7 protein-coding genes are annotated in these 9,568 nt (G+C 59.4%); 5 read left to right on the forward strand and 2 right to left on the reverse strand.

The window, feature by feature from the left end:
- The first annotated feature begins 225 nt into the window (after positions 1–225).
- The 5 genes from BN1189_RS12380 to BN1189_RS12400 all read left to right on the forward strand — a co-directional run bounded on the left by BN1189_RS12380 (position 226) and on the right by BN1189_RS12400 (position 7,607).
- Positions 226–2,121, forward strand: coding sequence for a PrkA family serine protein kinase (locus BN1189_RS12380; protein ID WP_040228509.1), 1,896 nt, complete (start codon positions 226–228; stop codon positions 2,119–2,121).
- Between the two features lie 405 nt (positions 2,122–2,526).
- Positions 2,527–3,687, forward strand: coding sequence for a sporulation protein YhbH (yhbH, locus tag BN1189_RS12385; protein ID WP_040228510.1), 1,161 nt, complete (start codon positions 2,527–2,529; stop codon positions 3,685–3,687).
- Positions 3,684–5,081 (forward strand): SpoVR family protein, encoded by a 1,398-nt coding sequence (locus BN1189_RS12390; RefSeq protein ID WP_040228512.1) that lies wholly within the window; start codon positions 3,684–3,686, stop codon positions 5,079–5,081. The genes yhbH and BN1189_RS12390 overlap by 4 nt, the downstream gene beginning before the upstream one ends.
- Before the next feature lie 292 nt (positions 5,082–5,373).
- Positions 5,374–6,393: an LLM class flavin-dependent oxidoreductase gene (locus tag BN1189_RS12395; RefSeq protein ID WP_040228513.1), complete on the forward strand. Its 1,020-nt coding sequence runs from the start codon at positions 5,374–5,376 to the stop codon at positions 6,391–6,393.
- 347 nt (positions 6,394–6,740) lie between these two features.
- Positions 6,741–7,607, forward strand: a complete 867-nt coding sequence (locus BN1189_RS12400; RefSeq protein WP_257125454.1) for an LLM class flavin-dependent oxidoreductase — start codon at positions 6,741–6,743, stop codon at positions 7,605–7,607.
- Between the two features lie 353 nt (positions 7,608–7,960).
- Here the strand turns inward: BN1189_RS12400 and BN1189_RS12405 are convergent, their stop codons facing one another.
- Positions 7,961–8,944, reverse strand: a complete 984-nt coding sequence (locus BN1189_RS12405; RefSeq protein ID WP_040228514.1) for a bile acid:sodium symporter family protein — start codon at positions 8,942–8,944, stop codon at positions 7,961–7,963.
- On the reverse strand, positions 8,944–9,568 hold a 625-nt coding region (locus BN1189_RS16180; RefSeq protein WP_040228524.1), incomplete at its 5' end, for an FAD-binding oxidoreductase. The genes BN1189_RS16180 and BN1189_RS12405, both read right to left, overlap by 1 nt.

A 9,568-nucleotide genomic window follows, 5' to 3' on the forward strand; every position in this document is an offset into this window, starting at 1 on the left:
GAGTGTAATCGCAAGGCACCCGAGTGTCACGGAGAGGGCGCGAGTGTCATCGCAGCAGGCCCCAGTGTCATCGCAACGTGTCCGAGTGTCATCGCAACGCGCATAATAGGCATCACCCATCGGCAGGCGGATTTTCCGTCTGCCGTTTTCCTTTCCGTTTCCGTATGACATGCCCGTCCCGCGCATAGGTTGTTAGAAATGAAGCGCTGACGGGAGGCGAATCGGATGGACATCCTGGAGAGGGCAAGACGCCACCGGGAAGAAGAGGACCGTCTGAAGTGGGAAGGAACATTTGCAGACTATCTGGAGATTGTGAAGGAACGGCCGGAAGTTGCTCAGAGCGCGCATTCGCGCGTCTTCAATATGATCCGCAGCCATGGTGTCACGGAAGTGGGCGGGGTGAAGCGGTACGGGTTCTTCGGGGAGCAGATGTTTGGGCTGGACGAAGCGATCGAGCGGCTCGTGGAGGAGTATTTCCACCCGGCGGCCAAGCGGCTGGATGTGCGGAAGCGGATTTTGCTGCTGATGGGGCCGGTGAGCGGGGGGAAGTCGACGATCGTGACGCTGCTCAAGCGGGGGCTGGAGGCCTATTCGCATACCGATGAAGGTGCGGTGTACGCAATCAAGGGCTGCCCGATGCACGAGGATCCGCTTCATCTGATCCCGATGCACCTAAGAGACGATTTTCACCGGGAGTTCGGGGTGCGCATCGAAGGCTCGCTGTCGCCGCTCAACTCGATGCGGCTTGAGCAGGACTACGGCGGGCGGATCGAGGATATGCCGATCGAGCGGATTTTCTTCTCGGAGGACAAACGGACCGGCATCGGGACGTTCACGCCGTCCGACCCGAAGTCCCAGGACATCGCGGACCTGACCGGCAGCATCGACTTCTCGACGATCGCCGAGTTCGGATCCGAATCCGATCCGCGGGCGTACCGCTTTGACGGCGAATTAAACAAAGCGAACCGCGGGATCATGGAGTTCCAGGAGATGCTGAAGCTCGATGAGAAATTCCTCTGGCATTTGCTTTCACTCACTCAGGAAGGGAATTTCAAGGCCGGCCGGTTTGCACTCATCAGTGCCGATGAACTGATCGTCGCGCACACGAACGAGACCGAGTACCGGTCGTTCATCTCCGATAAGAAAAACGAAGCGCTCCATTCCCGGATCATCGTCATGCCGGTGCCGTACAACCTGAAAGTGTCGGAAGAAGAACGGATTTACCGGAAGATGATCTCGGAGAGCGACATGGCGCACGTCCACATCGCCCCGCATGCGCTCCGCGTGGCGGCGATCTTCTCGGTGCTCACCCGGCTGAAGCCGTCGCGGAAGCAGGGGGCCGACATCGTGAAGAAGATGCGGCTGTACGACGGCGAGAGCGTCGAAGGCTACAACCGGGCGGATGTTCGGGAGCTCAGGCAGGAATTTGCGGACGAAGGCATGGGCGGGATCGATCCCCGGTATGTCATCAACCGGATCTCTTCGTCGATCATCCGGAAAGACGTGCCGTCGATCAATGCACTCGATGTGCTGCGCTCGCTGAAGGACGGGCTGACGGACCACGCATCGATTTCTGAGGAGGACCGGAGCCGCTACCTCGACTATATCGGCGTCGCCCGCCGGGAGTACGATGATATCGCGAAAAAAGAAGTCCAGAAGGCGTTCGTCTACTCATATGAGGAATCGGCGAAGACGCTCATGGACAATTATCTCGACCACGTCGAAGCCTTCTGCAATAAAAACAAGCTCCGCGACCCGCTCACCGGCGAGGAGCTGCCGCCGGATGAGAAGCTCATGCGGTCGATCGAGGAGCAGATCGGCATTTCGGAAAATGCCAAAAAGGCGTTCCGTGAAGAGATCCTCATCCGGATCTCCGCATACGCCCGCAAAGGAAAGCGGTTCGACTATAAGTCGCACGACCGCCTGAGGGAAGCGATCCAGAAAAAGCTGTTCGCCGACCTGAAGGATGTTGTGAAAATCACCACGTCGTCCGCCACGCCGGATGAGTCACAGCTGAAGAAGATCAACGAAGTCGTCGTGCGGCTCATCGACGACTACGGCTACAACACCGTCTCGGCGAACGACCTTCTCCGGTATGTCGGCAGCCTGCTTAACCGCTGATCCCCGCCCGTCCTTTTTGAGGGCGGGCTTTTCTCGCGGTATTACGGATTCGATCGATTCATAGGCCGGTTCGATCTATTCACATGACGATTCGATCTATTCACGGAGCGATTCTATCTATTCATAGGCCGATTCGATCTATTCACGTCGTGACCCGATCGATCCACGCGGCCGGGGCTCCCGGCGGCCGGCCGAATCGGTCTGTTAACCGGCCGCATCCGTCTGGCAGCGCACCGCACATGTCTGCCAGCGCGTGGTATCGGTCTGCTTTAACCAAGAGAATCTTTCTGCCGGCCCGCCGTCCGCCCCCTTGACAGAAACCCGCCGCCTTCCGAAAAGGAGTCAAGCGGCCGTCCGCTGCTGCATATGATAATGGAAACTGTCATGCAGAGAGGCGGGTGGGGCATGAACGCGGAAGAATACGGTCGGTCAGTCGTCTCAGAGGAAGATTGGAGCCTCCACCGGAAAGGCCATGAGGACCAGAAGCGGCATATGGACAAGGTCAAGGAAGCGATCCGGGACAATCTGCCGGATTTGATCAGTGAGGAAAGCATCGTCATGTCGGACGGGCGGAAGGTAGTGAAGATTCCGATCCGGTCGCTCGATGAATATAAGATCCGGTACAATCATTCCAAGTCGCAGCACGTCGGCCAGGGCAAGGGCGATTCGAAGGTCGGGGATGTGCTCGGCAAGGAGTCGCAAGGCAAAGGGCAGGGCGGGAAGGAAGCGGGGGACGCGCCCGGACAAGACATCTACGAGGCGGAGGTTTCCGTCGCGGAGCTGGAGGAGGCGCTGTTTAGGGAGATGGAGCTGCCGAATCTGGAGCGGAAAGAGCAGGCGGACATCGTCACGGATCATATCACGTTCAATGATATCCGCAAAAAGGGCTTGATCGGGAACCTCGATAAAAAGCGGACGATCCTTTCGGCGCTCAAGCGGAACGCGATCGACGGCAGGAAGTCGATTGCGCCGATCATCGATGATGACTTGCGGTTCAAGACCTGGGATGAGGTCCGGCGGCCGGAGTCAAAGGCGGTCGTGATCGCGATGATGGACACGAGCGCCTCGATGGGCACTTTTGAAAAGTATATCGCCCGGTCCTTCTTCTTCTGGCTTGCACGGTTCCTTCGGACAAAGTATCAGAGCGTCGAGATCGAGTTCATTTCCCATCAGACGGAAGCCAAGGTCGTCACGGAGGAAGAGTTCTTCACGAAGGCGGAGAGCGGGGGCACGCGGTGTTCGTCCGCCTACAGGCTGGCGCTCGAGCTGATCGGGGAGAAGTACAGCCCGTCCCGCTACAACATCTATCCGTTCCATTTCTCGGACGGGGAGAACCTGACTTCGGACAACAAAGAGTGCCTCCGCCTGATCGATGAGCTCCTCGGCATGTCGCAGATGTTCGGCTACGGGGAAGTGAATGAACACAGCCGGTATTCGACGCTGCTGAGTGCCTACCGGTCGATCGAGGATCCGAAGTTCCGTCATTATGTCCTGAAGGAGAAAAAGGATGTCTATCATGCACTGAAAGGCTTTTTCAAGGCCGGGGAGGCGGTGGTGGGCGGATGACCGACATGAAGACGCTCAAGCGGGCGATCGGCGAGATCACGGAAATTGCGGAAGGGTTCGGCCTTGATTTCTATCAGATGCGGTACGAAATCTGTCCCGCCGAGATCGTCTATACGATCGGGGCATACGGGATGCCGACCCGTTTCAACCATTGGAGCTTCGGCAAGCAGTTCCACCGGATGAAGCTCCAGTACGACCTTGGGCTGAGCAAGATTTATGAGCTGGTCATCAACTCGGACCCGTGCTATGCGTTTCTGCTGGATTCCAATTCCCTCGTCCAGAACAAGCTGATCGTCGCGCACGTATTGGCCCACAGCGACTTTTTCAAAAACAATATCCGGTTCTCGAACACGAGGAGCGACATGGTCGAGAGCATGGCCGCGACCGCCGAGCGGATCGCCGATTACGAAATCGAATATGGAAAGGAAGCGGTGGAGAAGTTCCTCGACGCCGTGCTCGCCATCCAGGAGCATGTGGATCCGAGCCTCATCGCCGCGAAAGAACCTGAGGGGAAAGGCGGGCCGGCCCGGAGACGGACTTCGCCGTACGATGATCTGTGGGAGCTGGACAGCCGGAACGAGCGGGCGCTCGGACCGGCCATTCCGCAAAGGAAGCGGCTCCCCGAATCTCCGGAAAAGGATATCCTCCTCTTCATTCTCCGGCACAGCCGGGAACTGGAGGAGTGGCAGCGCGACATCCTTACGATGATGCGCGAGGAGATGCTCTACTTCTGGCCGCAGCTCGAGACGAAGATCATGAATGAAGGCTGGGCGACCTTTTGGCACCAGCGGATCCTCCGGGAACTGGACCTCACGCCGTCCGAGACGATCGAATACTCCAAGCTCAACGCGGGGGTCATCCAGGCTTCGCCGACGTCGGTGAATCCGTACCTGCTCGGCCTGAAGATCTTTGAAGACATCGAGCGGCGATACGACCATCCCGATGAGACGTTGAAGGAGCGCGGATATGAGCCGGGACGGGGAAGGGAAAAGCTTTTTGAGGTCCGGGAGATCGAGTCCGACACGTCGTTCATCCGGAACTACCTGACCGAGGATCTCGTCAAAAGCGAAGACCTGTACGTATTCGGGAAAAAAGGGCCCGAATACCGCATCACCGACAAAGACGCCCGCGCGGTGAGGGACCGGCTCATTTCGATGAGGGTGAACGGCGGCTTCCCGTATCTCGTCGTCGAGAACGGGGACTACCTGAGGAACGGCGAGCTCTACCTCATCCACCGGTATGAAGGCGTCGAGCTCGACCTCCCGTACCTGGAGCATGTGCTGCCGCATATCCACACGCTCTGGGGGCGCACCGTCCATCTCGAGACCGTCGTGGAGACGAGGAACATTTGCTTTTCCTGCGACGGGAAGAAAGTGACGAGGCGGGCGTTGTAGATAGAGGCGCAGCCGGCCGGGTGTTGAGTGGCGAGGATAAAAGCAATGCTTCTCCTGATAAAGATAACGCTTCAGCGGATAAAGATAACGTTTTTGCGAATAAAAGCAACGTTCCGCCGGATAAAGATAACGTTTTTCGTTCCAGGCTAAATTTCGCTTCAACAAAAGAGAGGGGTATGCATCCGGGTTGCCGGACGGTTTTATCCGGCCGTGTGAGCAGGCCGAGACAATTTCTTGGCGTCCCGGCTCAGGGGAGCGGTATCATGTGGATGACAGAAAAGGAGTGGTTCACATGCTCATCCGAGAAAACGCCAGGAAATTTGATGGAATTCCCCTTTCGATTCTCGACCTCGTCCAGATTTCGGAAGGCCACGATACCGCCGATGCGATCGGCAACAGCGTGGAGCTGATCCAGAATGCGGAGAAGTGGGGATTCAACCGGTACTGGCTCGCCGAGCATCATAACATGCCGGGCGTGGCCAGCTCGTCGACGGCCGTCCTGATCGGCAAGCTTGCAGGAGAAACGAAGGAAATCCGGGTCGGTTCCGGCGGGGTTATGCTGCCGAACCATGCGCCGCTCATCGTCGCGGAACAGTTCGGCACGCTTGATGCCATGTATCCGGACCGGATCGATCTCGGGCTCGGCCGCGCACCGGGGACCGACCAGCCGACGATGTGGGCGCTCCGCCGCAACCGCAACGGCAGCGCCGATGATTTCCCCCGCGAAGTGACCGAGCTGCAGGCCTATTTCAAGGGCGGAGAAGACATGCGGGTCCGCGCCTATCCGGGAGACGGACAGGACATTCCGATCTGGCTGCTCGGCTCCAGCGGCTTCAGCGCACAGCTGTCTGCCCAGAAAGGACTCCCGTTCTCCTTCGCAAGCCACTTCGCGCCCGGCTACCTGATCCCGGCGCTTGAACTGTACCGGAGCGGCTTCCAGCCGTCCGACCAGCTTGCGAATCCGCATGCCATGCCGGGTGCCAACGTGATCATCGCCGAAACCCAGGAAGAGGCCGACCATCTCGCCACAACCCACTTCCAGCAGTTCCTCTCGATCATCCGCGACGAACGCGGCAAAGTGAAGCCGCCGGTCGAATCGATGGACGGGATCTGGACACCGACCGAAAAGCAGTACGTGTTCCGGGCCCTCGACCCGAAAACGACGATCATCGGAACGCCGGACAAGGTACGGGAAGGCCTCCGGTCGCTGATCGAACTCACACAGGCCGACGAACTCATCATCAACACCGTCGCCTACGACTTCAAAGACCGCCTGCGCTCATTTGAATACCTGGCGGACATGATGGAATGAAATAAGGAAAAGACACGCGGACATCCGCGTGTCTTTTAAATTTGAATGAGGAGAGGCGCGGGTGCCGGATGTCCAGGTTGCGCTCCGATCACACTTGCGGGCCCTCCGATGATACTCGGGACGTTTCCGATGACACTGGGCCGCCTTCCGATGACACTCGGCGAAAATCCTGGTGAAGTGCAACAGGGGCATCCGGGTGAGTGTCAACTTCAGAGCGGCGAATGTCAACTTTGGCAGGATGGGTGTCAACTTTCATGTAGTGGGTGTGAACTTTCACCGGGCAAGTTGACACTCGCGCGGCTTTCGATGACACTCGCGGGCGTCTCCGATCACACTCACACTCCCGAATCACTTCACTCCCCGGCAACTGCCCCGCCTGCCGGAGCACTTCCCATACCGCGGGCTTCCGTAGAGGCGGGNGAGAAACGAAGGAAATCCGGGTCGGTTCCGGCGGGGTTATGCTGCCGAACCATGCGCCGCTCATCGTCGCGGAACAGTTCGGCACGCTTGATGCCATGTATCCGGACCGGATCGATCTCGGGCTCGGCCGCGCACCGGGGACCGACCAGCCGACGATGTGGGCGCTCCGCCGCAACCGCAACGGCAGCGCCGATGATTTCCCCCGCGAAGTGACCGAGCTGCAGGCCTATTTCAAGGGCGGAGAAGACATGCGGGTCCGCGCCTATCCGGGAGACGGACAGGACATTCCGATCTGGCTGCTCGGCTCCAGCGGCTTCAGCGCACAGCTGTCTGCCCAGAAAGGACTCCCGTTCTCCTTCGCAAGCCACTTCGCGCCCGGCTACCTGATCCCGGCGCTTGAACTGTACCGGAGCGGCTTCCAGCCGTCCGACCAGCTTGCGAATCCGCATGCCATGCCGGGTGCCAACGTGATCATCGCCGAAACCCAGGAAGAGGCCGACCATCTCGCCACAACCCACTTCCAGCAGTTCCTCTCGATCATCCGCGACGAACGCGGCAAAGTGAAGCCGCCGGTCGAATCGATGGACGGGATCTGGACACCGACCGAAAAGCAGTACGTGTTCCGGGCCCTCGACCCGAAAACGACGATCATCGGAACGCCGGACAAGGTACGGGAAGGCCTCCGGTCGCTGATCGAACTCACACAGGCCGACGAACTCATCATCAACACCGTCGCCTACGACTTCAAAGACCGCCTGCGCTCATTTGAATACCTGGCGGACATGATGGAATGAAATAAGGAAAAGACACGCGGACATCCGCGTGTCTTTTAAATTTGAATGAGGAGAGGCGCGGGTGCCGGATGTCCAGGTTGCGCTCCGATCACACTTGCGGGCCCTCCGATGATACTCGGGACGTTTCCGATGACACTGGGCCGCCTTCCGATGACACTCGGCGAAAATCCTGGTGAAGTGCAACAGGGGCATCCGGGTGAGTGTCAACTTCAGAGCGGCGAATGTCAACTTTGGCAGGATGGGTGTCAACTTTCATGTAGTGGGTGTGAACTTTCACCGGGCAAGTTGACACTCGCGCGGCTTTCGATGACACTCGCGGGCGTCTCCGATCACACTCACACTCCCGAATCACTTCACTCCCCGGCAACTGCCCCGCCTGCCGGAGCACTTCCCATACCGCGGGCTTCCGTAGAGGCGGGTTTCTTGGACCAGATGGTGGCGATGATCGGGCCGGAGATGTTGTGCCAGATGGCGCCCCAGACGCTCGGGAGTGCGGCGAGCGGGCTGAAGTGGGCGGTGGCGAGGGCGACGCCGAGGCCGGAGTTTTGCATGCCGACTTCGATGGAGATGGCGCGGCGGTCGTTTTCGCTGAGTCCCATCGCTTTGGCCGCGAGGTAGCCGATCAGGAGTCCGAATCCGTTATGCAGGAAGACGGCGAGGAAGACGATGAATCCGGCTTCTGCGACGTTTCCGGCGTTGGCCGCGGTGACGGCGGAGACGATGATCAGGATGGCCGCGACCGAGATGAGCGGGACGACCGAGATGCTCTTCTCGACTGCCCGCGGGAAGAACCGCTGGACGATGAGGCCGAGGGCGATCGGGACGATGATGACCTGGAAGATCGACAGGAACATCGATTTTGCGTCGACCGGGAGCCACTGGCCGGCGAGAAGGAGCAGGATCGCCGGAGTGGCGACCGGGGCGAGCAGCGTCGAGACGGATGTCATGGCGACGCTCAGCGCGACGTTGCCTTTGGCGAGGTAGACCATGACGTTGGATGCGGTCCCGCCCGGCACGCAGCCGAGGAGGACGAGGCCCGCCGCGAGTTCCGGCGGCAGCCGCAGCGCATAGGCGATCCCGAATGCGACAAGCGGCATGACGGTGTACTGGGCGAGGACCCCGATGATGACCGGGACCGGCTGGGTGAAGACGACTTTGAAGTCGGCCGCCTTCAGCGTGAGCCCCATCCCGAACATGACGACGCCGAGGAGGATCGTAATATAGGCGCCGAACCGGGTGAATGCGTCCGGGATGAAGTAAGCGGTCATCGCCGTGGCGATGACGAAGAAGGCAAAGTATTTCCCTGCAAATGAGCTGATCGTTTCGAGCAGTTTCATCAGTCGGATCCCTCCTGTTTCAAATCGATGACTTTTCCGGGGTTCATGATATTGCCCGGGTCAAGCGCGCGCTTGATGGCCTGCATGGCAAGAAGGGCCGGTCCGTGTTCGCGTGCCTGGTATTTCTGTTTGCCGATCCCGACGCCGTGTTCGCCGGTGCAGGTTCCGTTCCGGTCAAGCGCATACGACACGATGTCTTCGTTCAGCTCATCCGCTTTTCGGACTTCTTCTGCATCATCCATGTCAATCATGAGAATGATGTGGAAGTTGCCGTCGCCGACGTGGCCGGTGATGCCGCCGATGAGCCCCAGACGGTCGACCGACTCCCGGGCGTGATGGACGGCGCCGGCCAGTTCCGAAATCGGAACGCAGACGTCCGTGACCATCATCTTCCGGCCGGGATGTCCGTGGATGTACGCGTAGGCAAGGTTGTGCCGGGCTTCCCACAGCCGGTTCCGGCCTTCGGTGTCGGTCTCGAAATCGATCCGTTCGCAGCCGAGCTCATCGACGATTTCCCTGCAGAAGGCGATGTCCTGCGCGAGGCCGGCTTCATTGCCGTGGAATTCGAGGAAGAGGGTCGGCCGGATGTCGTAATCCGTGCCGCTGTGGCGGTTCACCTGCTCC

Source organism: Bhargavaea cecembensis (assembly GCF_000826125.2).
In the GTDB taxonomy this organism is placed as follows: domain Bacteria; phylum Bacillota; class Bacilli; order Bacillales_A; family Planococcaceae; genus Bhargavaea; species Bhargavaea cecembensis_B.

Coding starts and splice junctions, on each gene's coding strand:
- BN1189_RS12395 (WP_040228513.1), top strand. CDS start 5,374: ATGCTCATCCGAGAAAACGCCAGGAAATTTGATGGAATTCCCCTTTCG.
- yhbH (WP_040228510.1), top strand. CDS start 2,527: ATGAACGCGGAAGAATACGGTCGGTCAGTCGTCTCAGAGGAAGATTGG.
- BN1189_RS12405 (WP_040228514.1), bottom strand. CDS start 8,944: ATGAAACTGCTCGAAACGATCAGCTCATTTGCAGGGAAATACTTTGCC.
- BN1189_RS12390 (WP_040228512.1), top strand. CDS start 3,684: ATGACCGACATGAAGACGCTCAAGCGGGCGATCGGCGAGATCACGGAA.
- BN1189_RS12380 (WP_040228509.1), top strand. CDS start 226: ATGGACATCCTGGAGAGGGCAAGACGCCACCGGGAAGAAGAGGACCGT.